Origin of the sequence: Kitasatospora indigofera, from assembly GCF_014655955.1 — a bacterium.
Classification (GTDB): domain Bacteria; phylum Actinomycetota; class Actinomycetes; order Streptomycetales; family Streptomycetaceae; genus Kitasatospora; species Kitasatospora indigofera.
This window is the reverse complement of record NZ_BNBO01000008.1, coordinates 169,053-194,757: the sequence shown is the minus strand read 5'-3', so window position 1 is coordinate 194,757 and position 25,705 is coordinate 169,053. Positions and strand designations below refer to the sequence as shown.

Sequence of the window (25,705 nt, the reverse complement as noted above, 5' to 3'; positions counted from 1 at the left end):
AAGCGCGTCATGGCGAGAGGGTCTGCCAGGAGCACGCTGGTGTCGAGAACGTACGTGCGCCGGTCTGGTGTCCGGCGGCTCTTGGAACTGACCACTAGGCCTCCAGGGCGGATGACCCTGCGTCACCCGCGGCATACCGGCCCCCGTGGCCCCGGTGGCCCAGGTACCGGTCTGATCCGAGTATTCCCAGGCGAGGGGGTGTGCATTCGCGCCGGGAAGAACTGACGGATCATTCCTGGTGAACGTTTGCCCACACCCCCGGCGGGTACGTCAGCCCTTCGGAAGCCCCACCGGCCGTCAGCTCCCGGGGAGCCGGGAGCGCGGGTGCCGGGAGGGAGCCGGGTGGCGGGCGGCCGGGACGGCCCGGGCGGAGGCGGGACGGGCCGCGGGCGGCCGGGCGGTCAGAGCCCGAGGCGCCGGTTGCGCTGCTGGAAGTCGCGCAGGGCCCGCAGGAAGTCGACCTTGCGGAAGGCCGGCCAGTACGCCTCGCAGAAGTAGAACTCGCTGTGGGCGCTCTGCCAGAGCAGGAAGCCGGACAGGCGCTGCTCGCCGGAGGTGCGGATCACCAGGTCGGGGTCGGGCTGGCCCTTGGTGTAGAGGTGCTCGGCGATGTGCTCGACGTCCAGGATCTCGGCCAGCTCCTCGATCGAGGTGCCGCGGCCGGCGTGCTCCTGGAGCAGCGAGCGGACGGCGTCGGCGATCTCGTGCCGGCCGCCGTAGCCGACCGCCACGTTCACGGTGATCCCGTCGATGTGGGCGGTGTCCTGGGCGGCGCGCTTCAGCACGTCGGCGGTGTGCTGGGGCAGCAGGTCGAGGGCGCCAACCGGGTTGACCTTCCAGCGTCGGGCGTCGGCGAGGCCGGTGACGGCGTCCTCGATGATCCCGAGCAGCGGGACGAGCTCCTCGGCCGGCCGGGAGAGGTTGTCGGTGGAGAGCATCCACAGGGTGACGACCTTGACGTGGGTCTCGTCGCACCAGCCCAGGAACTCGCTGATCTTGTCGGCGCCGCGCTGGTGGCCGTACGCGGTGGTGCCGCCGGTGGCCTTGGCCCAGCGCCGGTTCCCGTCGAGGATCACGCCGATGTGGTGGGGCGTGCGGGCGAGGTGGACCTCGACCCGGCGGCCGTACAGGCCGTACATACCGTCCAGCAGGGTGCGCAGACCCGGCGTGCGTTCGACGACATCGCGCAGACCCATGGCTTCCGGCCCCTCCGTACTCATTCCCTTGGGGTGCGTACAACCCCCGCGCGCAGCCTACTCCCGCGCGGTGCCACTCGGTAAAGCCGCAGGTCCCGGTCCGGTTACGGTCCGGTAGCGCCAGGTGCACGGCGGCGGCCCGGCCGGTGAACCCGGTCGGATACGGAATGGTCTCCGCTTCCTTAAGGGACCCGTAAGTCGGTTCCGGATGCTTGACGGCCCCCATTGGTCTAGTCCAGCTTGTGTGTCCAAGGGCGAGCGCACTCCCCACGCCGCCCCACCCCCACAGCTTTCCTGCGGACCTTCCCTCCCCCACAACGCGGCCGCCGCGCCCCCCACCGCGGCGGCCGCTCCCTCCTCCCCCAGGAGCGTCGACAGCATGGCCCGTACGCTGAACCAGCCCGCGCACAAGCGCCGGCGAAGCACCCTGCCCGCCCTCGCGGCCGGCACCACGGCCCTCGCGCTGGCCGGCACCGGTCTGGCCCTGTTCGCGGGCGGCGCCAGCGCCGCCGTGGGCAACGTGGCGACCAACGGCGGCTTCGAGAGCGGCTTGACCGGCTGGAGCTGTGTCGGCGCCACGAGCGCGGTCAGCACCCCGGTCCACTCCGGCACCGGCGCGCTCAAGGCGACCCCGGGCGCCGGCGACACCGCCGAGTGCCGCCAGACCGTCTCCGTGCTCCCCAACACCAGCTACACCCTGAGCGGTTGGGTCCAGGGCCCGTACGTCTACCTCGGTGCCAGCGGCACCGGCGGCACCGACCCGAGCACCTGGTCGAACCAGAGCACCTGGAACCAGCTCAGCACCACCTTCACCACCGGCGCCGGCACCAACACCGTCACGCTCTACGTGCACGGCTGGTACGGCCAGGCCGCCTACGGCGCCGACGACATCACCCTGACCGGCCCGGCCGGCACCGCCTCGCCGAGCCCGACGGTCACCCCGACCGCCTCGCCGACCGCGACCAGCTCGCCGACGGCCACCAGCTCCCCGACGGCCACCAAGTCGCCGACCGCCACGGCCTCCCCCACGGCCACCGCCTCCCCGACCGCGACCGCCACGCCCACCGCGACGGCCACGCCCACCCAGCCCGCCACCGGGCTGCCCAAGCACGCGGTGACCGGCTACTGGCAGAACTTCGACAACGGCGCCACCGTCCAGCGCCTGCGCGACGTCCAGAGCGCGTACGACATCATCGCGGTGTCCTTCGCGGACGCCACCGCCACGCCCGGCGGGATCAGCTTCACCCTGGACCCGAAGCTCTCCACCGCGCTCGGCGGCTACACCGACGCCGACTTCAAGGCCGACATCGCGGCCAAGCGCGCGGCCGGCAAGAAGGTCGTCCTCTCGGTCGGCGGGCAGAACGGCGCGATCAGCGTCGCCAACGCCGCCGCCGCGACCACCTTCGCCAACAACGCGTACGCGCTGATCCAGCAGTACGGCTTCGACGGGGTCGACATCGACCTGGAGAACGGCGTCGACGCCACCTACATGGCGCAGTCGCTGCACACCCTGGCGGGCAAGGTCGGGTCCGGCTTCATCCTGACCATGGCCCCCGAGACCATCGGGATGTACAGCACCGCCGGCAACTACTTCCAGCTGGCGCTGAACGTCAAGGACATCCTGACCGTCGTCAACACCCAGTTCTACAACTCGGGCGGCATGAACGGCTGCGACGGCAAGGTCTACAACCAGGGCAGCATCGACTTCATCACCGCCCAGATCTGCACCCACATCCAGGGCGGCCTGCGGCCCGACCAGGTCGGCATCGGCGTCCCGGCCTCCACCAAGGGCGCGGGCAGCGGCTACGTCTCCTCCACCGTGGTCAACAACGCGCTGGACTGCCTGGCCACCGGCAACCACTGCGGCAGCTTCGTCCCGCCGGCCAAGTGGCCGACCATCCGCGGCGTGATGACCTGGTCCACCAACTGGGACGCGGCGAACAACAACGACTTCTCCAACAACGTGGGCAGCTACGTCCACAACATGCCGTAACTCTCCCCGGCGCGCCGCTCCTTGAGGGTGGAGTCCGCGCGCCCACGGCGGGGCCCGTCGCACCGACCAGGTGCGGCGGGCCCCGACCGCGTCCGGGGCCCGCCGCACCCGGCGGCCACGCCGGCGGCCCGGCACCGGCACCGGCCCGGGGTCAGCGCCGGGCCAGCAGCACGGCGCCGAGCGTGCCCAGCAGCATGAACGGGCCGTACGGGATCTCCAGCCCGCGCACCGGTCGGCGCCGGACCAGCTCCACCCCCGCCCGGCCGGTGCCCCAGAGCGCGCCCAGCGCGGAGGCCAGGAAGAGCGCCACGAACGCCGAGCCCCACCCGTGGAGGCCGAGCAGCGCCCCCAGCCCGAGCGCCAGCTTGGCGTCGCCGAGACCGATCAGGCCGAACCAGGCCGGCAGCTCGAACAGCGCGCCGGCCGCCAGCGCCACCAGCAGGCAGCGCAGCAGCACCCCGGGGTGCCCGGCCGCCAGCACCGCCGGCACCAGCAGCAGCGCGACGCCCGCCCCGAGGCACCCGGTCACCCGGTCCGGCAACCGCCGCACCATGCCGTCCACGAAGCCCAGCGGCACCCCGCAGAGCACCGCCCAGAGCAGCAGCAGGCCCTCCGCCGGGGCGGCCGCCGACAACGCGAGGGCCGCCGCGCCCGCCGCGGCCAGCTCGACCTGGCCCGCGCCCGGGCCGAGCCGCCCGCCGCACCCGCGGCACCGGCCGGTCGGCGGCAGCGCCCCCACCGGTCGCCGGCAGGCCGGGCAGGCCGACCGCAGCGGCTCCTCGGCCGTGGGCACGGCGTACCGCACCACCACCCCGCGCAGCAGCGGCGCCGCCGCCAGTCCGGCCACCGCACCCAGCGTCAGACCGATCACGGTCACCCCCGTTCCTCCCTGCGGACCGTCAGGCCCCACGGCCGGTCCGCCCGGACCTGTCCGTCCGGGCGCCGTGCCGGCTCCGTCAGAGTCTGGTGCTTTGCCCGCCGCACCACCATCGGGGGATGACGTGCAGCCGTGCACACCGTCCTGCGCGCGGCCGTCCCGGCCGCGGCGCCGGCCCTGTCGCTGACCGGCCGCGGCCCGGGGAACAGCGACGACCCGGTCGCCCCGGGGGCGGGCGGCGCGGCGCCCACCGCCACGGCGGGCGGTGACGCCCCGGCCGGGACGCCGACCGCGGGCAGCCCCGGGGCCCCGCCGGGAGGCCTGCCGGCGGGCCGGCGCGTCCACGTGGCAGACGACACGCCCGTGCGCGGCCCCCGGACCCGTAAAGTAAGCAGGCATGCAGGTCATCCAGTCCAGCAAGCTCGCCAATGTCTGTTACGACATCCGCGGCCCGGTGCTCGACGAGGCGATGCGACTGGAGGACCAGGGCCATCGCATCCTCAAGCTGAACACGGGCAACCCCGCGCTGTTCGGCTTCGACGCGCCCCCGGAGATCCTCCAGGACATCCTGCGCAACCTCTCCACCGCGCACGGCTACGGGGACTCCAAGGGCCTGCTCTCCGCCCGCCGCGCCGTGGTCATGCACTACGAGGAGCGCGGCCTGCACGGGCTGACCGTGGAGGACGTCTTCCTCGGCAACGGCGTCTCGGAGCTGATCCAGCTCGCGATGACCGCCCTGCTGGACGACGGCGACGAGGTGCTCGTCCCCGCTCCGGACTACCCGCTGTGGACGGCCTCGGTCAGCCTGGCCGGCGGAACCGCCGTGCACTACCGCTGCGACGAGCAGGCGGAGTGGTACCCCGACCTGGTGGACATCGAGTCCAAGGTCACCGACCGCACCCGGGCGATCGTGGTGATCAACCCGAACAACCCGACCGGTGCGGTCTACCCGCGCGAGATCCTCGAAGGCATCGTCGAGATCGCCCGCCGCCACCAGCTGGTGGTCTACGCGGACGAGATCTACGACAAGATCCTCTACGACGACGCCGAGCACATCCCGCTGGCCACCCTGGCACCGGACCTCTTCTGCGTCACCTTCAACGGCCTCTCCAAGGCCTACCGGGTGGCGGGCTTCCGCTCCGGCTGGATGGTGCTCTCCGGCGACCGGCAACGGGCGGCGAGCTACGTCGAGGGCCTCACCGTGCTGGCCTCGATGCGGCTCTGCGCCAACATGCCGGCCCAGCACGCGGTGGCCGCGGCGCTCGGCGGACGACAGTCGATCAAGGACCTGATCCTGCCGGGCGGCCGGCTGCTGGAGTCGCGCGACGCGGCGTACAAGCTGCTGAACGAGATCCCGGGCGTCAGCTGCGTCAAACCGAAGGGCGCGCTGTACGCGTTCCCGCGGCTCGACCCCAACGTGTACAAGATCAAGGACGACGCGCAGATGGTGCTGGACCTGCTGCGCTCGCAGCGGATCCTGCTGGTCCAGGGCACCGGTTTCAACTGGCCCGAGCCGGACCACTTCCGCCTGGTCACCCTGCCGCGCGCGGAGGAGATCACCGACGCGGTGACCCGGATCGGCGACTTCCTGAGCGGGTACACCCAGCCCTGACCGGTGTCCGGGCGGCCCGTATCATGCGGGATGCCGGTGGCCCGGCAGGAGACCGGGCCGGGGGGCGGGCGGCCGGGCGCGCAGGCGCCGGCGCCCGGACCGGCACGGGCCGGGCGATCCGTCGTACCCGGGTGCCGTCCCCCTGCCGCACTCGCGCAAGGGAACGGACGTCATGGCCATCCGCACACCTCTCAACCATCCCCGGGCCGCCGCGGCACTCGTCGGCACCGCGGCCGCCGTCCTCGCCGCGCTTCCGGCCACCCCGGCCGCCGCGCTCGGCGGCGGGTTCGTGACGCCCAAGTCCACCACCGTCGTGAACGCCAACAGCGGCAAGTGCCTGGAGATCGCCGACTGGCGCACCGACAACGGCGCCCCCGCCCGCCAGTGGGACTGCACCGGCGGCGCGAACCAGATCTGGGACTTCCGGTCGGCCAACGGCGTCACCATGCTGGTCAACCGGAACTCAGGCAAGTGCCTGGAGATCGCCGACTGGCGCACGGACGACGGCGCGCCGGCCCGCCAGTGGGACTGCCACGCGGGCTGGAACCAGGGCTGGCTCTACTCGGGCTCGATCGGCCCCCGCAAGGAGCTGGGCCTGTCCAACCTCAACTCGGCCGCCCTGCTGGAGATCGCCGACTGGCGCACCGACAACGGCGCCCCCGCCCGCCAGTGGCGCGGGGAGAGCAACCGGGTGGTCGACGGGAACAAGGCCTGGATCACCAACATCAAGTTGATCTGACCCGGCACGGCCCCCGGCCCCCGGCCGGACTCCGGCATCGCCCCCGGCCCCGGCCCCGGCCCCGGCCCCGGACATGCCTACGGCCGGAGACCCGATCCGGACGAACCCGCCGCTCACCGAGGAGCGGGTTCGTCCGGCCGGGGCTCCGGCCGTGGGGGCCGGCCGGCGTGCTCCGCCGGCCGGCCGGGGGCGGTCAGCCCAGGCGCTTGACCAGGGCCCGGTACTCGTCCCACAGCTCGGTGGGGGTGTGCTCGCCGAACAGCTCCAGGTGGGCCGGGACGAGCGCGGCCTCCTGGCGCCAGATGTCGGCGTCCACGGTGAAGAGCAGCTCGCGGTCCTCCGGCGAGAGGTCCAGGCCGGACAGGTCGAAGGCCTCCTGGGTCGGCAGCACGCCGATCGGGGTCTCGACGCCCTCGCCGGTGCCGTCCAGCCGCTCGACGATCCACTTCAGGACCCGGCTGTTCTCGCCGTAGCCCGGCCACACGAACTTGCCCGCGCTGTTCTTGCGGAACCAGTTGACGTAGTAGATCTTCGGCAGCTTCGCGGCGTCGGCCTGCGCGCCCAGCTTCAGCCAGTGGCCGAAGTAGTCGCCCATGTTGTAGCCGCAGAACGGCAGCATCGCGAACGGGTCGCGGCGCAGCTCGCCGACGGTGCCCTCGGCGGCGGCGGTCTTCTCCGAGGCGATGTTCGCGCCCAGGAAGACGCCGTGCTGCCAGTCGAAGGACTCGGTGACCAGCGGGACGGCGGTGGCGCGGCGGCCGCCGAACAGGATGGCCGAGATCGGCACGCCCGCCGGGTCCTCCCACTCGGGCGCGATCGTCGGGCACTGCGCGGCCGGGACGGCGAAGCGGGCGTTCGGGTGGGCGGCCGGGGTGCCGGACTCCGGGGTCCAGTCGTTGCCGCGCCAGTCGGTCAGGTGCGCCGGGGGCTCCTCGGTGAGGCCCTCCCACCACACGTCCCCGTCGTCGGTGAGCGCGACGTTGGTGTAGACGGTGTTGCCCCAGAGCGTCTCGATGGCGTTGGCGTTGGTGTCGACGCCGGTGCCGGGCGCGACGCCGAAGAAGCCGGCCTCGGGGTTGATCGCGTAGAGCCGGCCGTCCGCGCCGAAGCGCATCCAGGCGATGTCGTCGCCGATCGTCTCGACCTTCCAGCCCGGGACGGTCGGCTGGAGCATCGCGAGGTTGGTCTTGCCGCAGGCGGACGGGAAGGCCGCGGCGACGTACTTGGGCTCCGCCTCGCCCGAGGGGCCGGCCGGCGGGGTGAGCTTGAGGACGAGCATGTGCTCGGCCAGCCAGCCCTCGTCGCGGGCCATGGTGGAGGCGATGCGCAGGGCGTAGCACTTCTTGCCGAGCAGGGCGTTGCCGCCGTAGCCGGAGCCGAAGGACCAGATCTCGCGGGTCTCCGGGAAGTGCGAGATGTACTTGGTGGTGTTGCACGGCCACGGGACGTCCGCCTGGCCCTCGGCCAGCGGCGCGCCCAGGGTGTGCACGGCCTTGACGAAGTCGCCGTCCTCGCCGAGCTGGTCGATCACGGCCTGGCCCATGCGGGTCATCACGCGCATCGACACGGCGACGTAGGCGGAGTCGGTGATCTCGACGCCGTACGCGGCCAGCGGGGAGCCGACGGGGCCCATCGAGAAGGGCACCACGTACATGGTGCGGCCCTTCATCGCGCCCTTGAACAGGCCGTTCGTGCCCTGGAACAGCTCCCGCATCTCGGCGGGCGCCTTCCAGTTGTTGGTCGGGCCGGCGTCCTTCTCCTGCTCGGAGCAGATGTAGGTGCGGTCCTCGACGCGGGCGACGTCCGTGGGGTCGGAGGCCGCGTAGTAGGAGTTCGGCCGCTTCTCGTGGTTGAGCTTCTTGAAGGTGCCCTGGGCGACCAGCAGGTCGGCGAGGCGCTGGTACTCCTCCTCCGAGCCGTCGCACCACTCGATGCGGTCGGGCTGGGTGAGCTCCGCGATCTCGCTCACCCAGGCCAGCAGACGCTTGTGGCGGGTGGGCGCGGATGCGCTGAGAGCAGAGTTCTCGTACGACACGATCGCTCCGTTTCACGCCGTCTCGGCACCGAGACGGCGTAGCGGGGGGTTTGAGGGTGATTGCAGCGTAGCTCCGCCATTCGGGGCTGAACACGGCACGTCGGCGAGTTTGACGCGATTTTTACTCCTAACTGGCAGATTACTGGTTGGTAATCCGGCAGTCGCGTCCCTCCCCGGACCCTCGGGTGCCATCCCCGATTACTCCAAAACGTCCAAGAGTGACCGTCGCCACTACCTACGATTCAGTAACCTACGGACCCGTAGGTAGCATGGCGCGCATGACTGCGGATCAGAGCACCGCCCTCGGGGCATTCATCGCTGAGGTCAAGCCCAAATGGCGCGGCTGGCTGCACGCCGGGATGTTCCCGGCGTCGGTGGCCGCCGGCATCGTGCTGATCTGCCTGGCCGGATCGACCTCGGCGAGGATCGCGTGCGCGATCTACTCGGTGAGCGCCTGGCTGCTGTTCGGCGTCAGCGCGGTCTACCACCGCTTCACCTGGGGCCCGCGCGGCGACGCCGTGCTGCGCCGCCTCGACCACGCGAACATCTTCCTGATCATCGCGGGCTCGTACACCCCGTTCACCATCCTGCTGCTGGACGGCGGCCGGCGGCAGACGCTGCTCTGGGTGGTCTGGGGCGGAGCGCTCGCGGGAATAGCGTTCCGGGTCTTCTGGGTCGGCGCCCCGCGCTGGCTCTACACGCCCTGCTACCTGGCGCTGGGCTGGGCCGCGGTCTTCTTCCTGCCGGACATGATCCGCACCGGCGGCGCCGCGGTGATCACCCTCATGATCGTCGGAGGCGTCCTCTACAGCCTCGGCGGCGTGGTCTACGGACTGAAGCGGCCGAACCCGTCACCGCGTTGGTTCGGGTTCCACGAGGTCTTCCACGCCTTCACACTCGGCGCCTTCATCTGCCAGTACGTAGGCGTCTCGCTGGTGGCCTACACGGTGGCCGGCTGACCCGGCGCGGCGCGCCGCCCTGGCGTCCAGCGCCTCCTGGGCCCGCCGGCAGCGCTCGCAGTGCGCCGCCTGCGGGCGCGCCGCCGCCCGGCGGGCCGCGGCGCGCGGCAGGTGCGCGAGCCGGAAGCGCCGCGCCACGTGCACCATCACCAGCAGCACCTCGACCCCGGCCACGCCCAGTACCAGCGCCGCCCCGTTGATCAGGTACGCCGCCACGACGGCCAGCGCGGCCGCCACCACGGCGACCGCCCCCCACACCTGCGCCCCCGTCGAACCCTTCTTCGGCATCGGCCTTCCCTTCCCGTGCGGGCTCGTGGCCGGCTCCTGCCGCCCCACCCCTTCTCCGCTCCCGGTAGCTCCCGGTCGCCATTGACCGATTGCCACATTCTATCTACCGACAGTGATCCGAGGGCCGGTCGGGACGGCTAACGGGGGGTCAACGCTGCGTCAATTTCCTGTGCTCGCGCGTCATTTAGCATACCGGTCACGGACCGCGACGGATCACGCACAGCGACCGCGCCGCAGCCCCGGCTCCCCGCACGGCGCCGGCACCGCTCCGGCACCGCTCCGGCACGGCCCCGGCGCCGCCCGGGCACGGCGGAGCGGCGGACCCGTGACGCACCGGATCCGCCGCCCCTCACCGCACCGCAGGCGCTACCCGCGCATCCTGCGCCGCAGTGCCAGGCCGCCGCCCGTGAGCGCGGTGACGCCCAGGGCCGCGGCCGCCGCCGCGGCCGGCAGGGTGCTGCCGCCGCCGCTCGTCGCCGGGGCGGCGGCGTCCGGCCGGTAGCCGCCGCCCTCGCCCGCCCGGTCGTACGCCGAGCCGGGCAGCTTGTCGCCGTAGCGCTGGTGCACCAGGCGCTGGTACGCCGCCAGGTCGATCCCCCCGGCGCCGACCGAGCGCCGGGCCTCGTCGTCCAGCGGCAGCACCCGGCCCCCGCGCAGCACGTACCAGGCGTTGATCTGCGGCTCGCGGAACGCCGTCCCGCCACCGCCGCTCGCGGCCAGCGCGGGGTAGTCGCTCTCGTCGCCGCCGGAGGCAACGTTGACCACCCGCCACCCGCCGGCCTCGCGGACCGTCCAGACCGAGGCGACCTGCCCGTCCGCCGAGACGGCCCTGCTGGCCGCGAACTCGGCCTTCGCGACCGGGGCCCCGGGGGTTCCGGCCACGAAGTCCCGGTCGAGGGTGTAGACCGCGACGGTCTCGCCGGACAGCCGCGGCGCGGCCGCGCCCGCCGCCCTCGCCTCCTCGGCGGCGCCCAGGGTGAGCCCGCCGGTGGGCGGCACGCCCTTGCGGGCGAAGAAGTGCCCGAGCTTGTCGAGCACGGCCGGGCTCTGCGCGGCCGCTCTGGCCTGTGCCAGCTCGGCGGCGGCGACCGGGGCGGGCGCACCCGCCCCGGACGCGGGCGCCCCGGCGGCCTGCGCGCCCGGCGCGAAGGCGGTCCCGAGCGCGAGCAGGACGGTCACCCAGGCGGTCCTGGCGGCGATCGTGCGGACGGCGGCCTTGCTGATGTCGGTCATGTCGCCCCTCACGCGCCGATCCGGTACAGGGAGTGGGTCCAGGAGAACGAGCCGTTGCTCACGTAGTACGAGTAGTCCGCCCAGTTGTAGCGGTTGTTGGACGGCCACGGATCGCCCCAGTAGACCCAGTTGCTCGCCGTGTCGAAGCCGTAGAGCACGTGCATGTGCCCGCCGCCGGAGCTCCACTGGATGCGGGTCTCGATCGGGCGGTTGGCGTTCACCTCGGTCTGCACGGTGGTGTAGCGCAGGTAACCGGTCACGTAGGAGCCGGGGTTGATGCCGATCCAGCTGAGGCCGTTCTGCACGTCGCCCAGGGTGGCCTGGCTGTTGGGGCAGGTGGAGTTGACCGAGCGGCCGAAGGCGGCGTTGCAGAACTGGTTCTGGCTGTAGGAGTAGCCGAACCAGGTGGCGATGGTGTTGCCGCTCGCCGCCCAGCACCAGTTGGTGTTCTGCTGCTGCTGCATGGTGATGTTGAGCTTCTTGAAGGTGCCGGCCAGATCGGCCGTGGCACCCGCCGCGGCGGCGGGCCGCACCTGGGTGAGGGCCTGGCCGGCGGCGGGTGCCGCGGCCAGGGCCGGGGTGGTGGCGGCGGCCGTGAGCGCCGGAGCCAGCACGCCGAGCGCGAGCGCGGCGACCGTACGGCGTAGCCGTATCCGTTGAACTGCCATGGGGGAAGGCCTCCTTGCATCCGCAGAGGAGAGGGTGTGGGGGCGCGTCCGGACGCTTGCCGGGAAGCATCGACCCGTCGCCGCCCGGCGGTCAACGGCCGCCGGGCGGCCCGCCGGCCGGGTGTGAACGGGCCCGCCGGGGTGTGAACGGCCCGGCGCCCTCCCCGGCCCGGCAGGCCCCGGCCGGTGACAACCCGGGCCGCCACGTGTGAATATTCACGCCCGGCCGGACACCACCGCTGCCCGCGCCCCGCGAGCCGACCAGCAGACCAGCCGCCCCCAGGAGTGGACATGCAGCGGACCGGCACACCCCCCGATCTCGCCACCGCGCTGCGCACCGGGCCGTTCCACCTCGCCCTGCGCACCGCCATCACCGCCCGGGGCCTCGCCCTGCACCGGGTGCGCGAGCACCTCGCCCAGCGCGGCATCCAGGTCGGGCTGACCACCCTCAGCTACTGGCAGCAGGGCAGAAGACGCCCGGAGAGACCCGAATCGCTGCGCGCGGTAAGGGCGTTGGAGGAGCTGCTGGAGCTCCCGGCGCACTCGCTGACCCGGCTGCTCGGCCCCCGCCGGGCCACCCTGCCCGGGGCCGGCGACTCCCCGGCGGCGCCCGCGCTGCTCCCGTACCGCGACCTGATCTCCCCGGCCGCCGCGGTCGACGACCTGCTCGCCGCCCTCCCCGGCCCGCCCGACAGCGGCCTGCACACCATCACCCACATCGAGCGGGTGCGGCTCGGCCCGGACCGCCAACTGCGGCGCCGTGACTCGCTGCACGCCGTCCGGGCGCACCGGGACGGCATCGACCGCTACCTCGCCCTTTACCAGGGCGACCCTGGCTGCGACATCTCCCGGGTGCGGGTCCGCGCCGAGGAGAACTGCCGGCCGGGCCGGATCCGGCGGGACCAGGCGGCCAACCTGCTGGTGGTGGAGCTGCTGCTGGACCGCCGGCTACGGGCGGGCGACACCCACCTGCTCGGCTACGGCTTCGACGACGCCCCGGCCGCGGAGCCCGGCCGGGAGTACGTCCGGGGCTTCAACTCCGGGACGGGGCAGTACGTCCTTCAGGTCAGCTTCGACCCGGCCGCCCTGCCCGTCCGCAGCCATCGCTTCGCCTGCCACTCCCCCGGCGAACCGCCCTACGAGGAGGAGGAGTTGACCCTCGACGGGCATCGCTGCGTGCACCTGTTCGCGTCCGGCCTGCGCCCCTGCCTGCTGGGCGTGCGCTGGGACTGGGACTGACCCGCGGCGGGCCCGTGGCCGGCCGGTCCTGCACCGGACCGCAGGGCGAACCCGGCTCCCCGGTGGGCCGGTTCAGCCGTGGAAGGTGACGGCCAGGCAGTCCTCGACCGGCCGGTACCCGAGCCTGCGGTAGATCGAGTTGCTGGTGGGGTTGGCCAGGTCCGTGTAGAGCAGCACCTCGGCAGCCCCCTGGGCGAGCGCGTACGCGGAGGCGGCCGCGGTGACCGCCCCGGCGTAGCCCCGGCCGCGCAGCCCCGGCGGGGTGAAGACCGGACCGATCCGCGACATGCCCGCGACCACCGGGCTGCGGCCGGCGACGGCGACCGGGCGGCCGCCGTCCTCCCAGACATGCAGGGTGCCGTCGGCGATCCGCCGGTCGACGGCGTCCGGACTGGTGTGGAAGTCCACCGCGACCTCCGCGCCGAAGTCCTCGAACCAGCCGATCAGCAGCTCCCGTTCGGCCACCCGGGCTGTGCGGGACAAGCCCGGTGGAGCGGGGCTGGGCGGCACCAGCTCCGCCAGCCGGTGCAGCCGCTCGTCGACCTGGACGGCGGACCTCCGGCCGGTGGCCGCGCACCAGGCGGCGGCGAACTCCCGTACCGCGTCCTTGCCGCCACTGACACCGTCGAGTGCCCGGCCGGGCCCGGCCCCGAGATCACCGGCCCCGACGAAAGCCCCGGCCAGTGCGGCCGCCGCCACCGCGGGCATCAGGCCGAGCCGGGGGTGGTACGGCGGCGTCTGCAGGTACGCACCCGCCACCGGGCCGTCCGCACCGGGCCGCCACCAGCCGAAGCGCGGCGGCTCCTCGCCGTAGGCCGCCGGCCCGTCGGTGGCCAGCCGGTCGGCGACCGACAGCAGCACGGTGTTCTCCGCCGGGTGTGCGGCGAGGAACCCGCCCGCCTGCGTGCGGAATTCGTTTAGGGAGGTGCTCAGCGTCCAGGCCACGGTCCATCCTCCCGCACCGCCACGGCCGGGCACGGGCCCTACCTCACCCGGCCCTGACCCCGAGCCGCTCGGCCAGCACGGCCGCGTCCGTGGTGGGCGCGTCGCAGGTGAAGTGCCGGCAGACGTACGCGGCGGGCGCGCCGCCGACCAGCGGGCGGTTGGCCAGCAGCGGCACGTCGGCCGGCCCGGGCGCGCCCAGGGCGACCACGGCGCCGGGGGCGGTCGCCAGCAGCGCCGTACGGTGCAGCAGCGCGGTGGCCGGGTCGCCCGCCGGGCCGACGACGGCGACCTCGCGCGGCCCGTCCGTCCAGGCCTCGGAGGCGGCCAGGCCCCAGCCGATGAAGCGCGGGGCCCGCGAGGCGAGCGCGCCGACGATGGCGAGCGCCCGCCCGGCGGCGGTGCGGTGGGTCTCGGAGCCGGTGTAGGCGGCGTAGGTCAGCAGCGCGTTGGCCGCGGCCGTCCAGCCGGACGGGGTGGCGTTGTCGGTCGGGTCCTGCGGGCGGCGGATCAGCTCCTCCGCGTCGTCCGCCGTGTCGTACAGGGCGCCCGAGGCCGGGTCGGCGAAGTGCCTCAGCACGGTGTCCAGCAGCACGCCCGCCAGGTCGAGCCAGGCACTGTCGCCGGTGACGGCGAACAGGGCGAGGAAGCCCTCGGCGGTGTCCGCGTAGTCCTCCAGGACGCCGGCGTTCCGGCCGTTGCCGCGGCCGTCGCGGGAGGTGCGCAGCAGCCGGCCGTCGGGCAGCAGGTGGACCTCGATGAGCAGGTCCGCGGCGGCCTCGGCGGCCGTCACCAGGTCCGGGCGCTCCAGCAGGGCGCCGGCCTCGGCCAGGGCTGCGATCGCCAGGCCGTTCCAGGCGGCCACCACCTTGTCGTCCCGGGCCGGGGCGGGCCGCCGTGACCGGGCGGCGAGCAGACCGGCCCGGATCCGCTCGTACGCGGCCGGGTCGGCCGGGTCGGCGGGCAGCTGGAGGACCGAGGTGCCGTGCTCGAACGTCCCCTCCGGGGTGACCGCGAAGAGCTCGGCGGCGGCGGCGCCGTCCTCGGCGCCGAGCACCTCGGCCAGTTGCCCGGGCGTCCAGGCGTAGTAGGCGCCCTCGACCGACTTCCCGGTGGCCGGGTCCAGGCTGTCGGCGTCCAGCGCGGAGGCGAACCCGCCCTCGGGGGTGCGCAGTTCGCGCAGCAGGAAGTCGGCGGTGCCGAGCGCCACCCGGCGGGCCAGGGCGTCGCCGGTGGAGCGCCACAGGTGCAGGTAGGTCCGCAGCAGCAGCGCGTTGTCGTAGAGCATCTTCTCGAAGTGCGGCACCACCCATCCGGCGTCCACCGAGTAGCGGGCGAAGCCGCCGCCGAGCTGGTCGTGGATGCCGCCGCGGGCCATCGCCTCGCAGGTGCGGGCGGCCATCTCCAGCGCCACCTCCGACCCGGTGCGGGCGTGGTGGCGGAGCAGGAACTCGACGGCCATCGACGGCGGGAACTTGGGGGCGCCCCCGAAGCCGCCGCGCGCGGCGTCGAAGCTGCGGCTGAGCCCCGCCAGCGCCTGGTGCAGGTCGGCCTCGCCGGGCGGCTGGTGGACGCCGGAGCCCACGGTGTACACGGCGGCCCGCTCGGCCAGGTCGGCCCTGATCCGGGCGGCCACCTCGCCGACCTCGTCCCGGCGTTCGCGCCAGGCGGCGTCCACGCCCTCCAGCACCTGCCGGAAGCCGGGCATCCCGTGCCGGGGCTCGGGCGGGAAGTACGTGCCGAAGTAGAACGGGTCCTTGTCCGGCGTCAGGAAGACCGTCATCGGCCAGCCGCCCTGGCCGGTCGCCGCCTGGACGGCCTCCATGTAGACGGCGTCGACGTCCGGCCGCTCCTCGCGGTCCACCTTCACCGCGACGAAGTGCTCGTTGGCGTACTCGGCGGTCTTCTCGTCCTCGAAGGACTCGTGGGCCATCACATGGCACCAGTGGCAGGCCGCGTAGCCGACGCTGAGCAGGACCGGCACCCCGCGCCGGCGCGCCTCCTCGAAGGCCTCCGGCCCCCAGGGCCACCAGTCCACCGGGTTGTCGGCGTGCTGGAGCAGGTACGGCGAGGTCGCGTCAGCGAGACGGTTCGGCATGGCTCCATCCTCGCGCATCCCGGCGCCCGGAGGCCGCCGGACCCGGCGGCGCGGGGCACCCGGCTGCCGGCGCGGGTCGCCCGGACCGGCGGCACCGGGCCGTGCACGGCGGGCCGGCGGCCGCGCCCGTGCACCGTGCACGGAAGGCCGCCGCCGGCCCCTCGGCCGTGTACGGAATGCGGCGTTCCGGCGGGACGGGCGGTCCGTACGCGGTGGACGCGGATGATCCGGTTTCGCCGTGATGACCTTTCCATAACGGACCGATATCTTTACGAAAGCTAATCAATACTCCGGCACCCGAGCATCGAATTAATGGATCCGCCCGGGATCGGTGCGACGATCCGAGACGTTCGGAGGGGTGGCAATGGACCTGCCGATTAGTGATTTTTCGACCGGAGTACTGGTACAGAAATACGGCGGCAGTTCCCTGGCCACGGACGGTCAGGTGCGGGCGGTCGCCACCCGCGTCGCGGCCGCGCACCGCTCCGGACGGGCGGTGGTGGTGGTCGCCTCCGCACGGGGCAAGACCACCGACGCGCTCCTGCGGGCGGCGTACGAGCTCAACCCGGACCCGTCCTGGCGCGAGCTGGACCTGCTGCTCGCCACCGGCGAGGCCGCGTCGGCCTCGCTCCTCGCCATGACCCTCCAGCAGCAGGGCGTGCCGGCGGTCGCCCTGGCCGGCGCCCAGAGCGGGATCCTGGCCGGCGGCGAACACGGCGCCGGGGTGATCGTGGCCATCGACACCGAACTGGCCCTGCGGCACCTGCGCGCCGGGAAAGTCGTGGTGGTGGCCGGTTTCCAGGGCGCCGACGCCGACGGCGACATCGTCACGCTGGGCCGGGGCGGCTCCGACACCACCGCCGTCGCGATCGCCGCCGAGCTGGGCACCGGCCGCTGCGAGATCTACACGGACGTCGAAGGCGTCTACACCGCCGACCCCCGGATCGCCGCCGCCGCGCGGATCATGCCGGTCGTCGACATGGGCGTGATGACCGAGATGTCACTCGCCGGCGCCAAGGTCATGCACTCCCGCGCGGTGGAACTGGCCGCGCTGTACGGCGTGGACATCCACGTCATGCACTCATCGCTGGAAGGACCCGGAACGGTTATCCGCGGGGGAATTGGAGAAGAAATGCTGGAGACGAGCACTGCCGTCCAGGCAGTCGTACATGATACGGATGTTGCCCGTGTGGCGATGCGCGTCGAAAGGATCGACGCCCATTCCGTCGCCGAGGTTTTCCGATTCCTGGCGCACAAGTCCATTCCGGTCGGCATGGCCGCACTCTCCGAGGGCGACGAGGGCGGGTTCTCGGTCGGGATGACCGTCCGCCGCTCCGACGTGCCGGACCTGCGGAAGTCACTGCGCGAGATGGCGGCCCGCTGGGGCGGCTGGGTCGAGGTCAACGAAGAGGTCGGGATGCTCTCCGTGGTCGGCACCGGGCTGCTCAGCCGCCCCCAGTACGCGGCCCGGATGCTGTCCGCGCTGACCAGTGCCGACATCCCCGCGAGCGCGGTGGTCACCTCCCAGCTCCGGATCTCCGCCACCGTCCCGGACGGCGACGTGGTCCGCGGGGTCGGGGTGCTGCACAGCGAGTTCGGGCTCGACGCGGAGGCCAGGGACCTGCGACCGGCCAACCAGTTCTGACGCGCCCGCCCCCGTACAACGGGGGGACGCGCCTTCCCCTCACCAAGGAGAGTGCCGATGGCCCTCAACACGTCGTTCGCCCGCCAGGTGCGGTTGAAGCGCCTTCACCGCCACCACCCGGACCGGCTGTTCGTGGTCCCGCTGGACCATTCGGTCACCGACGGGCCGGTCACCGGCGGCAACCGGGTCAACCAGCTGGTCGGCCGGCTCGCCCGCAACGGCGTGGACGCGGTGGTCCTGCACAAGGGCAGCCTGCGCCACGTCGACGCCGAGTGGTTCACCAGCACCTCGCTGATCGTCCACCTCAGCGCGAGCACCGTGCACGCCCCCGACCCCAACGACAAGTACCTGGTCGCGAGCGTCGAGGAGGCCCTGCGCCTGGGCGCCGACGCGGTCAGCGTGCACGTCAACCTCGGCTCCCACGAGGAGCGCCAGCAGGTCTCGGACATGGCCAAGGTGGCGGACGCCTGCGACCGCTGGAACGTCCCGCTGCTGGCCATGATGTACCCGCGCGGCCCCAAGATCGTCAACCCGGCCGACCCGGCGCTGGTCGCCCACGCCGTGACGCTCGCCGCCGACCTCGGCGCCGACCTGGTGAAGGCCCCCTACGTCGGCTCGGTCGAGGCGATGGCCGAGATCACCGGCACCGCCTCCGTCCCGGTGATCGTCGTCGGCGGCCCCCGCAACGACGACGAGGGCGCGGTCCTCGGCTACGTCGAGGACGCGCTGCGCGGCGGCGCGGCCGGCGTGGCGATGGGCCGCAACGTCTTCCAGGCCGCCGACCCCGGCGCGGTCGCCTACAAGCTCGCCGAGCTGATCCACGGCGACTTCCCGCCCACCACCGCGGGCCCCCGGCCCGGCGGCAACTGACCACCTTCCCGTTCCACGTCGCTCAGCACCCAATGAGGAGAATCCTGTGAAGCTCAGCTGGCTCGACATCCGCAAGACCGACGAAGCCAAGGCCGCGATCCTCCAGGAGGCGCTGCACTACCGGCTGGACGGCATCGTCGCCGACGACCCCGCCGAGTTCGAGCAGCTGCCGCCGACGGTGCAGAAGGTGCTCTTCCCGCAGGGCAAGCCGCTGCCCGAGAGCTTCGGCAGCGCCGACATCGTGATCGTCGACCCCGCCCTGCACGGCGAGCCGGCCGAGCTGGCGCTGCGTCACCCCGAGGTGGAGTTCGGCCGCTTCGTCGAGATCATCGACGCCGACACCCTGGAGGACGCCTGCCAGTCGGCCCGCACCGAGAAGTGGAGCCTGCTCCTCTTCCGCGACCCCACCAAGATCCCGCTGGAGATCGTGATCGCGGCCGCCGCCAAGTCCACCGGCAGCCTGATCACCATCGCCCAGGACGTCGAGGAGGCCGAGATCATCTTCGGTGTCCTGGAGCTCGGCTCGGACGGCGTGATGATGGCCCCGGCCAAGGTCGGCGACGCGGCGGCACTGCGGAACTCGGCCGAGTTCGAGTCCCCCAACCTGGACCTGACCGAGCTGACGATCACCGCGACCAGCCACATCGGCATGGGCGAGCGGGCCTGCGTCGACACCTGCTCGCACTTCCGCGAGGACGAGGGCATCCTGGTCGGCTCGCACTCCAAGGGCATGATCCTCTGCGTCAGCGAGACCCACCCGCTGCCGTACATGCCGACCCGCCCGTTCCGGGTGAACGCCGGCGCGATCCACTCGTACACCCTGTCCAAGGGCGAGCGCACCAACTACCTGAGCGAGCTCCGGACCGGCAGCAAGATCACCGCGGTGGACGTGAAGGGCCAGACCCGGATCATCACCGTGGGCCGGGTCAAGATCGAGTCCCGTCCGCTGATCTCCATCGACGCGGTGGCGGCCAACGGGCAGACCGTCAACCTGATCCTGCAGGACGACTGGCACGTGCGGGTGCTCGGCCCCGGCGGTGTCGTCCTCAACAGCACCGAGCTGAAGCCGGGCGACATCGTGCTGGGCTACCTGCCCACCGAGGACCGTCACGTCGGCTACCCGATCAACGAGTTCTGCCTGGAGAAGTAGGCCCCGGACCGACCCGCTGCCGTGCCGCCGGACCCACCGGCGGCACGGCAGCGCCGTTTCCGGCCCCGGGGACGGAGACGGGTGCGGGTGCGGGTGCGGGAACGGGTGCGGGCTGCCGGTGGAGTCCGGCGGGTCACGGCCCGGGACGGCAGCGAGCCCCGCCGGAGGGTTCCTCCGGCGGGGCTCGGTGCTGCGGGTCCCGGCCGACCTGGCCCCGGCGGCGGGGCCGGCCGCCGGGCGGCGACGCGTCAGGCGTCGGTGACCCGGACGATCTTCTGCTCCGCCACCGGCGCGTAGTGCTCGGTGAAGAGCCGGCCGACGAGTTCGCCCCGGCTGGAGACGCCGACCTTCTCGAACACCGCCTTCACGTGGTCGCGCACGGTGTGCGGGGACAGGAACAGCTGCTTGGCGATCTCCCCGGTGGCCAGGCCGCGGGCTATGAACTGGGTGATCTCCAGCTCCCGCTCGGAGAGTTCGTAGGCGTCCACGATCAGCGGCACGATCTCGGAGGCCTTGGCCGGTTCGATGACGACCGCCGAGGCGCCGAGCACCCCGCCCGCCTCCCGCAGGCAGGAGGCGTGGCAGACCAGCCAGCGCCCGGCCCGGGTCCGGGCCCGGACCCGGGCGGTGCCCCGGCCGCGGTCCTGCGCGATCGCGCGGGCCTGGGCGGCCGTACTGCTGATCCAGGCCGGGACCTTGATGCCCAGTCCGGTGTCCGTGGACGGCCCGGCCGGGAGGTCCTCCAGGTGCTGGCGGGCGTCGTCGTTGATGGAGATCAAGGTGCCACGGGCGTCGAAGAGCAGCAGGCCGGGGCCGTGCTCGGCGCCCGGGAGGCGCTCCGGCAGGGCCTCCACGACCGGCTGGTCGTAGGAGCGCAGCCGCCGGGCCAGCGGGCTGACCAGGCTCTCGACGATCCGGGCCTCGGCCCGGCCGAACGACGCCCGGCCCTTGGAGCGGAACAGGCTGATGTGGCCGCGGGGCCGGCCGCCGATGCGCAGCACCGCCCGCAGCTCGTCGTCGAGGCCGCGGGGGCGCATGAAGTCGTGGTAGAGCACGCTGCGGCCGGGCAGGTCACCGGTGCTCTCGCGCAGGCCGGCGACCGGCACCTCGGCGCGGGCCAGGTCCCTGAAGAGGTTGACGCTCTCGGTGAACAACTCGCAGCCCCAGTAGACCGCGCAGCCCTCGTCGTCGAGGTTCTCGGCGCGGATCGGCGCGGTCATCAGCCCGGTGACCGGGTCGGTGGCCCGCCACACGGCGGCGTCGTAGGGCACCAGCTTGCGCAGGTGGCGCGAGGCCTCGCCGAACATGGCGAGCGCGTCGGGCGCCCGTAAGGCGCTGTCGAGCAGCTCGTCACGGCCGGCCATCAGCCGGGAGGTGGTTGCTTTGCTCACGCTGCGATCCTCCTGTGTCGGGGGCGGGTCCGCCATCCCCCAACTGAGGGGGTCCACGGCCCGTCCGGCGCAGGGGTCGTGGGCGTACGTGCGGCCGTGCGCCCCGTCGGCGGCACCTTTCGGCCAACCCCCAAAATGCGGGATTGATTCCCTCGGCCGTCTGTTCAAGGCTTAGGGAGAGTAACGGCCGCCGCCGGGGGAACGGCGGCTCCAGCATGCCCGGACATCCATCCCTGGACATGGACACGTCATGGCAAACTGTGAGCGTGACCGAGAGATTTCGTGAAGGACGACGGCACAAGTGCTCACCGTTCGCCCACCGTGACTCCGCCGGTCCCCGGCCGGCAAAACCTACAACAATCAACAATCAGCGCGGCGGACCAGCGCGGCACGCCGCCGAAGGGCCTCGCGGCGACCGCACCGGCCGCGGCGGGGGGCGACACGGGGCAGGAACGGCAACTCGTCCGAAAAAGCACCATGGTTCCCGAGAGTGGCTGACGGCAAGGCGCGGCAAGCAGGTGGCGTCATTTCGATCATGACTGTGCATCGCATCGATGGGGGAGAGCGCATGTCGGACGGCTTCCGGTTCCGAATACTCGGACCACTCGCGGTGGAGTTCTCCGGGCAGCCGATCCGGCTGGGGGGCGCGCGGCAACAGGCGCTGCTCACCATCCTGCTGCTGGAGGCGAACCACGTGGTCCCGATCGAACGGCTGGTCGACGCGATCTGGAACGACGCACCGCCGGCCTCCGCCAAGAACCAGGTCCGGATCTGCGTCTCGGGGCTGCGGCGGCTCTTCGCCGACCGGCACCCGGGCACCGTCATCGAGACCAGGGCGTCCGGCTACATCATCAAGGTCCCCAACGGCGCCCTGGACCTGGGCGAGTTCGGCGAACTCACCTTCCGCGGACGGGCCGCCGGGAACACCACCGAGGCGGTCGAACTCCTGCGCAAGGCCATCGGCCTGTGGCGCGGCCCGATCGGGTCCGGGCTCGACAGCCGGCTGGTGGAGTCACTGGCGACCAAGTTCCACGAGGAGCGGCTGTCCGCGCTGGAGGACTGCTACGACCTGGAGCTCAAGCTCAACAGACACCGGCAGATCGTCGGGGAGCTCTCCGGCCACGTCGCCGAGCATCCCTTCCGGGAGAAGATGTGCGGTCAGCTCATGCTGGCCCTGTTCCGCTCCGGCCGGAAGGTCGAGGCACTCGAACTGTTCCGCAGCACCCGGCGCAAGCTCTCCGAGGAGATGGGCATCGAACCCGGCGAAAGCCTGCGGGAGTTGCAGTACTCCATTCTGAACAGCGACACCCCCGGACCGGCCGGGCCGGAACCCGCACAACTCCTCAACCTGCGGCTGCCGCCGGCCCGGGACAAGATCTCGTCCTCCTCCGTGCACAATCCGCTGTCCATTTCCGAGCACCGCAGGACCGAGGACCGGCTGGAGCGCCTGGAGCGCGAGCACGCGCAACTCCGGGCCGAGCACGCGGTGTTCAAACGGGCGATCTCGCTCTGGGCGAAGTTCTGGGAAACCCAGGCCTGACCCGCACCTGACCCGCCACGGGCCCCGGCCGGCCCCCGGACCCGTCCCGGCGCCGGCCGCAGGCCCGGGCGCCGCCGTGCCGCAGGCCGCCACGGGCGGGACGCCGGCGGCCCCGGGCGCCGGCCCGGCCCCCACCGCCCGCGTCCGCCTCCGAATCCACGGACCGGCCCGCCCGACCCCCTCAGTTGAGGGATCCGACCCCCGCCGACTCCCCCCATTCAAGGGATGGGTTGTGCCACCCCCGGAGCGAAGAATCCAGGTGGAAGGTACAGCACATCGCTCGAAGGGGAAGAACTGTGGGGATTGCACAGGAAGGCCAGGTCGAATTCCGCTCCGCGCCGGCCGGAGTGGCACAGGAACTGGCCCATGCCGTACGCGGCGCGGTGCTGTCGCCGGGTGACGAGGATTTCGCCACCGAGTGCGCGGGGTTCAACCTCGTCGCCGCCCACCGCCCGGCCCTGGTCGTCGTCGCCGAGGGAGCGGCGGACGTGCAGGCGGCGGTCCGCATCGCCGGCCTGCACGGCCTGCCGGTGACCGTCCAGTCGACCGGGCACGGGATCAGCGCCCCGGCCGACGGCGGCCTGCTGATCTCCGTCCGGCGGATGAACGGCGTGGCGGTGGACCCGATCGCGCGGCTCGCCCGGGTGGAGGCCGGGACCCCGTGGCACAAGGTCATCCGCTCCGCGGCCGCGCACGGCCTGGCCCCGCTCAACGGTTCCTCGCACCTGGTCGGCGCGGTCGGCTACACCCTCGGCGGCGGCCTCGGCCTGCTGGCCCGCAAGTACGGCTACGCCGCGGACCACGTGACCCGGCTGGAGATCGTCAGCGCCGACGGCGAACTGCGGATGGTGACGCAGGATCAGAACGCCGCCCTGTTCTGGGCGTTGCGCGGCGGCAAGGGAAACTTCGGGGTCGTCACCGCGATGGAGTTCGAACTCGTCCCGGTCACCCGGCTGTACGGCGGCGGCCTGTTCTACGACGGCGAGGACACCAGCGACGTCCTGCACACCTGGCGGGCCTGGACCAGGGACCTGCCGGAGGCGATGACCTCCTCGGTGGCCCTGCTGCGGCTCCCGGACCTGCCGGTGGTGCCGGCGCTGCTGCGGGGCCGGCTGGTGGTGCACGTCCGGATCGCCTTCCAGGGCTCCGCCGCCGAGGGCGAGCAGCTGATCCGGCCGCTGCGCACGGTCGCGCTGCCGGTCCTCGACACCGTCGGCGACATGCCCTACACGGCCGTCCAGGAGATCCACCAGGACCCGACCCACCCGCTGCCGTACCACGAGCGCTCGATCGTCCTGCGGGAGCTGGACCACCAGGCGGTGACCCGGCTGCTGGCCCTGGCCGGCCCGGGCTCCGGCTGCGGCGAGCTGATGGTGGAACTGCGCCACCTCGGCGGCGCGCTCGGCCGCCCCCCGGCGGTGCCCAACGCGGTCGGCAACCGGGACGGCGCCTTCACCCTGTCCACCCTGACCCCCGCCATACCCGGGGACCCGGCGGCCGCCGAGGTCGCCGGCAGCGAGGTGCTGGAGGGCCTGGCCCCGTGGGGCACCGGCCGCCGCTACCTCAACTTCCTGGGCGGCCCGGCCACCACCGGCCCCGACCAGGTCCGTGCCTGCTACGACGCCGAGACGTACCGCCGGCTGGCGGACATCAAGGCCGTGTACGACCCGCAGAACCTGTTCCGCTTCAACCACAACATCGTGCCCAGCGAAGGGCTCTCCCAGTGACCACTGACCCAGCCGTGCAGCAGCAGTCCGAAGCTGCCACTCCGATCCCGCTCCCCGCTCCCGCCGCCCCCGCCATCAGCGCCCGCTCCACCGGACTACGCCTCGGCGCCCTGTTCGGACCCGCTGTCTTCGGCGTCACCGCGGCCGGCGTGGCCCTGCCCAAGGTCACCGCCGCACTCCACACCACCCCGGCCGCCACCGCCTGGGTCCTGACCATCCACGCCCTCGCCCTCGGCATCGGCACCGCCCTGTTCGGCCGCCTCGGCGACGCCCTCGGGGTCCGCACCACGCTGCTCGCCGGCTCCGTCGTCCTGCTGCTGGGCACCGGGATCTGCGTCTCCTCGACCAACCTCGGCACCCTGGTGGCCGGGCGCTTCGTCCTGGCCGCCGGCTCCGGGGCGATGACCTCCGGCGCGCTGACCCTGGCCGCCTCCGGCGACCCGGCGAGCCGGCCCAAGGTGCTGGCCGGCTTCGGCGGCACGATGGCCGCCTTCTCCGCCAGCGCGACCCTGATGGGCGGCATCATCACCCAGTGGCTGAGCTGGCGGCTGACCGTCGTGCTGCCGGTGCTGTCGCTGCTCGCCGTCCCGTTCTGCCTGCGCCTCGCCACCCGGCCCGGCTCGCGCAAGCCGGTCGACATCACCGGCGCGGTGCTGCTCACCCTCACCTCGGCGGCGCTGCTGGTGCTGATCCAGTCGCCCGCCCTGTCGCTCTCCACCCCGGTGGTGCTGGTCACCGCCCTGCTGGTGGTCCTGGGCGCGGGCGCGCTAGCCGTGCGGGTGCGCCGCCTGCCGACCGGCTTCGTCCCGAAGTCGCTGGCCGGCGACCGGCTGTTCCTGCTCTCCGCCGCCGTCGGCGTCGGCGTGTACGGCGGCCTGTTCGCCGCCATGTACGCCGTGCCGCAGGTGCTGGTGAAGTCCTACGGCTGGAGCGTGCTCACCGTCGGCTTCGCGCTGCTCCCCGGCGCGGTGATCGGCGCGGTGCTGTCCCGGGCGGCCGGCCGGATCTCCGGCAACGGCGGCAGCCGGCTGCTGGCCGGCGCCGCGGCGGCCTCGGCCGTGCTGCTGGCCGCCGCCGGGGTCTACGGCGGCGGGGCGATCCTGCTGGTGGCCGGTGCCTCGCTGGGCTTCGCCGCCTTCGCCGTGACGCAGGTGGTCACGACGGGCCTGATGTCGGCCCGGATTCCTCCCGCGCAGCGCGGCGGGGCGATGGGCCTGCTGAACCTGACCTTCTTCGTCGGCGGCGCGGTCGGGTCGGCCGCGGCCGGTGCGCTGTCCAAGTCGATGACGCTGACCAGCGCCCTGGGCCTGGTCGCCGCACTGCCGCTGGTGGCCGCGCTGATCGCGCTGACGCTCAACGGCAGCGCCGCGCAGGCCAAGCAGGCCTGACCGGGCGGCATCCCGTTCGCAGTCGAACCACAACCGGCATATACCGATCCCCGGTGCCGGAGACCGCCCGTGCGGTCTCCGGCACCGGCATGTCCGTATCCGGTCCGCGCGCTCC

General features: G+C 73.1%; 20 protein-coding genes. 11 read left to right on the top strand and 9 right to left on the bottom strand.

Annotated elements, in window-relative coordinates; translation table 11 throughout:
- Positions 1-401 precede the first annotated feature (401 nt).
- Positions 402-1,196: an isoprenyl transferase gene (locus IE329_RS10900; protein WP_190210645.1), complete on the bottom strand. Its 795-nt coding sequence runs from the start codon at positions 1,194-1,196 to the stop codon at positions 402-404.
- A gap of 379 nt (positions 1,197-1,575) precedes the next feature.
- On the opposite strand from IE329_RS10900, the gene IE329_RS10895 reads away from it, so the two are divergent.
- Positions 1,576-3,189, top strand: coding sequence for a chitinase (locus IE329_RS10895; RefSeq protein ID WP_190210644.1), 1,614 nt, complete (start codon positions 1,576-1,578; stop codon positions 3,187-3,189).
- Between the two features lie 151 nt (positions 3,190-3,340).
- Here the strand turns inward: IE329_RS10895 and IE329_RS10890 are convergent, their stop codons facing one another.
- Entirely contained in the window at positions 3,341-4,066 is a 726-nt protein-coding gene (locus tag IE329_RS10890; RefSeq protein WP_229927344.1) for an A24 family peptidase, read from the bottom strand.
- Positions 4,067-4,463: 397 nt separating this feature from the next.
- Here IE329_RS10890 and IE329_RS10885 point away from each other — a divergent pair, with 397 nt between their 5' ends.
- Positions 4,464-5,678 carry a pyridoxal phosphate-dependent aminotransferase gene (locus IE329_RS10885; protein ID WP_190210643.1) on the top strand — a complete coding sequence of 405 codons (1,215 nt, stop codon included), beginning with the start codon at positions 4,464-4,466 and terminating at the stop codon, positions 5,676-5,678.
- A 172-nt stretch (positions 5,679-5,850) separates the two neighbouring features.
- Positions 5,851-6,417, top strand: a complete 567-nt coding sequence (locus IE329_RS10880; RefSeq protein ID WP_190210642.1) for an RICIN domain-containing protein — start codon at positions 5,851-5,853, stop codon at positions 6,415-6,417.
- Between the two features lie 193 nt (positions 6,418-6,610).
- On the opposite strand, the gene IE329_RS10875 is transcribed toward IE329_RS10880, so the two are convergent.
- Entirely contained in the window at positions 6,611-8,452 is a 1,842-nt protein-coding gene (locus IE329_RS10875; protein WP_190210641.1) for a phosphoenolpyruvate carboxykinase (GTP), read from the bottom strand.
- A 278-nt stretch (positions 8,453-8,730) separates the two neighbouring features.
- Here IE329_RS10875 and trhA point away from each other — a divergent pair, with 278 nt between their 5' ends.
- Entirely contained in the window at positions 8,731-9,411 is a 681-nt protein-coding gene (trhA, locus tag IE329_RS10870) for a PAQR family membrane homeostasis protein TrhA (protein ID WP_229927343.1), read from the top strand.
- On the opposite strand, the gene IE329_RS10865 is transcribed toward trhA, so the two are convergent.
- The 3 genes from IE329_RS10865 to IE329_RS10855 form a co-directional block, all read right to left on the bottom strand.
- On the bottom strand, positions 9,304-9,699 hold the full coding sequence (locus IE329_RS10865) for a hypothetical protein (protein WP_190210639.1): 396 nt from the start codon (positions 9,697-9,699) through the stop codon (positions 9,304-9,306). The genes trhA and IE329_RS10865 overlap by 108 nt on opposite strands.
- 366 nt (positions 9,700-10,065) lie before the next feature.
- Positions 10,066-10,932, bottom strand: a complete 867-nt coding sequence (locus IE329_RS10860) for a hypothetical protein (protein ID WP_190210638.1) — start codon at positions 10,930-10,932, stop codon at positions 10,066-10,068.
- Positions 10,933-10,940: 8 nt separating this feature from the next.
- On the bottom strand, positions 10,941-11,600 hold the full coding sequence (locus IE329_RS10855; protein ID WP_190210637.1) for a papain-like cysteine protease family protein: 660 nt from the start codon (positions 11,598-11,600) through the stop codon (positions 10,941-10,943).
- Between the two features lie 291 nt (positions 11,601-11,891).
- Here IE329_RS10855 and IE329_RS10850 point away from each other — a divergent pair, with 291 nt between their 5' ends.
- Positions 11,892-12,839, top strand: a complete 948-nt coding sequence (locus IE329_RS10850) for a hypothetical protein (RefSeq protein WP_190210636.1) — start codon at positions 11,892-11,894, stop codon at positions 12,837-12,839.
- Between the two features lie 72 nt (positions 12,840-12,911).
- Here the strand turns inward: IE329_RS10850 and IE329_RS10845 are convergent, their stop codons facing one another.
- A complete protein-coding gene (locus IE329_RS10845; RefSeq protein WP_190210635.1) occupies positions 12,912-13,784 on the bottom strand; it encodes a GNAT family N-acetyltransferase in 873 nt (290 codons plus the stop codon).
- Between the two features lie 43 nt (positions 13,785-13,827).
- Positions 13,828-15,879 (bottom strand): thioredoxin domain-containing protein, encoded by a 2,052-nt coding sequence (locus tag IE329_RS10840; protein ID WP_190210634.1) that lies wholly within the window; start codon positions 15,877-15,879, stop codon positions 13,828-13,830.
- A 364-nt stretch (positions 15,880-16,243) separates the two neighbouring features.
- Between IE329_RS10840 and IE329_RS10835 the strand changes: the two genes are divergently transcribed.
- The 3 genes from IE329_RS10835 to IE329_RS10825 are packed head-to-tail and all read left to right on the top strand — an operon-like array spanning position 16,244 to position 19,544.
- The gene (locus IE329_RS10835) at positions 16,244-17,524 is read left to right on the top strand and encodes an aspartate kinase (RefSeq protein WP_190210633.1); all 1,281 of its coding nucleotides are present in this window, start codon (positions 16,244-16,246) and stop codon (positions 17,522-17,524) included.
- A 57-nt stretch (positions 17,525-17,581) separates the two neighbouring features.
- On the top strand, positions 17,582-18,394 hold the full coding sequence (locus IE329_RS10830) for a 2-amino-3,7-dideoxy-D-threo-hept-6-ulosonate synthase (RefSeq protein WP_190210632.1): 813 nt from the start codon (positions 17,582-17,584) through the stop codon (positions 18,392-18,394).
- A 46-nt stretch (positions 18,395-18,440) separates the two neighbouring features.
- The gene (locus IE329_RS10825) at positions 18,441-19,544 is read left to right on the top strand and encodes a 3-dehydroquinate synthase II family protein (RefSeq protein WP_190210631.1); all 1,104 of its coding nucleotides are present in this window, start codon (positions 18,441-18,443) and stop codon (positions 19,542-19,544) included.
- A gap of 248 nt (positions 19,545-19,792) precedes the next feature.
- On the opposite strand, the gene IE329_RS10820 is transcribed toward IE329_RS10825, so the two are convergent.
- Entirely contained in the window at positions 19,793-20,935 is a 1,143-nt protein-coding gene (locus IE329_RS10820; protein WP_229927342.1) for a helix-turn-helix domain-containing protein, read from the bottom strand.
- A 568-nt stretch (positions 20,936-21,503) separates the two neighbouring features.
- Here IE329_RS10820 and IE329_RS10815 point away from each other — a divergent pair.
- From IE329_RS10815 to IE329_RS10805, 3 genes are all read left to right on the top strand, one after another.
- Positions 21,504-22,475 carry an AfsR/SARP family transcriptional regulator gene (locus tag IE329_RS10815; RefSeq protein WP_190210629.1) on the top strand — a complete coding sequence of 324 codons (972 nt, stop codon included), beginning with the start codon at positions 21,504-21,506 and terminating at the stop codon, positions 22,473-22,475.
- A 296-nt stretch (positions 22,476-22,771) separates the two neighbouring features.
- A complete protein-coding gene (locus IE329_RS10810) occupies positions 22,772-24,202 on the top strand; it encodes an FAD-binding oxidoreductase (RefSeq protein ID WP_229927341.1) in 1,431 nt (476 codons plus the stop codon).
- Entirely contained in the window at positions 24,199-25,590 is a 1,392-nt protein-coding gene (locus IE329_RS10805; RefSeq protein ID WP_229927340.1) for an MFS transporter, read from the top strand. The genes IE329_RS10810 and IE329_RS10805 overlap by 4 nt, the downstream gene beginning before the upstream one ends.
- The last annotated feature ends 115 nt before the right edge of the window (positions 25,591-25,705 follow it).

What these genes read in the sequence shown, in the direction of transcription:
- IE329_RS10865 (WP_190210639.1), bottom strand. Translation starts at nt 9,699, where the DNA reads ATGCCGAAGAAGGGTTCGACGGGGGCGCAGGTGTGGGGGGCGGTCGCC.
- IE329_RS10850 (WP_190210636.1), top strand. Translation starts at nt 11,892, where the DNA reads ATGCAGCGGACCGGCACACCCCCCGATCTCGCCACCGCGCTGCGCACC.
- IE329_RS10895 (WP_190210644.1), top strand. Translation starts at nt 1,576, where the DNA reads ATGGCCCGTACGCTGAACCAGCCCGCGCACAAGCGCCGGCGAAGCACC.
- IE329_RS10855 (WP_190210637.1), bottom strand. Translation starts at nt 11,600, where the DNA reads ATGGCAGTTCAACGGATACGGCTACGCCGTACGGTCGCCGCGCTCGCG.
- IE329_RS10815 (WP_190210629.1), top strand. Translation starts at nt 21,504, where the DNA reads ATGTCGGACGGCTTCCGGTTCCGAATACTCGGACCACTCGCGGTGGAG.
- IE329_RS10835 (WP_190210633.1), top strand. Translation starts at nt 16,244, where the DNA reads ATGGACCTGCCGATTAGTGATTTTTCGACCGGAGTACTGGTACAGAAA.
- IE329_RS10900 (WP_190210645.1), bottom strand. Translation starts at nt 1,196, where the DNA reads ATGGGTCTGCGCGATGTCGTCGAACGCACGCCGGGTCTGCGCACCCTG.
- IE329_RS10880 (WP_190210642.1), top strand. Translation starts at nt 5,851, where the DNA reads ATGGCCATCCGCACACCTCTCAACCATCCCCGGGCCGCCGCGGCACTC.
- IE329_RS10840 (WP_190210634.1), bottom strand. Translation starts at nt 15,879, where the DNA reads ATGCCGAACCGTCTCGCTGACGCGACCTCGCCGTACCTGCTCCAGCAC.
- trhA (WP_229927343.1), top strand. Translation starts at nt 8,731, where the DNA reads ATGACTGCGGATCAGAGCACCGCCCTCGGGGCATTCATCGCTGAGGTC.
- IE329_RS10885 (WP_190210643.1), top strand. Translation starts at nt 4,464, where the DNA reads ATGCAGGTCATCCAGTCCAGCAAGCTCGCCAATGTCTGTTACGACATC.
- IE329_RS10830 (WP_190210632.1), top strand. Translation starts at nt 17,582, where the DNA reads ATGGCCCTCAACACGTCGTTCGCCCGCCAGGTGCGGTTGAAGCGCCTT.
- IE329_RS10860 (WP_190210638.1), bottom strand. Translation starts at nt 10,932, where the DNA reads ATGACCGACATCAGCAAGGCCGCCGTCCGCACGATCGCCGCCAGGACC.